Source organism: Paraburkholderia sp. SIMBA_054 (assembly GCF_046534875.1).
Lineage (GTDB): Bacteria > Pseudomonadota > Gammaproteobacteria > Burkholderiales > Burkholderiaceae > Paraburkholderia > Paraburkholderia hospita.
This window is the reverse complement of the sequence record NZ_JAWRXV010001757.1, coordinates 1-234: the sequence shown is the minus strand read 5'-3', so window position 1 is coordinate 234 and position 234 is coordinate 1. Positions and strand designations below refer to the sequence as shown.

Sequence of the window (234 nt, the reverse complement as noted above, 5' to 3'; positions counted from 1 at the left end):
GATTTCTGCCGGAAGCCCTGCCTCTATAAGCGCTTGCGTCATTTTGCGCACCGGTAAAGTCGACAGATAAGCATCCGGCCCCTCTGCTGAAATCGGTTCATCGACCGGCTGGTAGCCTTCATTGTCCTGGTCGCCGTCCTTGACATTCAACGCGATCCGCTCTGGCGTTATTTTATAACGGCCAGCTGCCAACCCTAGTGAAACGACGGCATCAGGCTGCACTTCTTCGATCCA

General features: G+C 54.7%; 1 pseudogene. It reads right to left on the bottom strand.

The window, feature by feature from the left end:
• Positions 1–234, bottom strand: a pseudogene (locus SB822_RS61120) (peptidase C15); the annotation flags it as partial.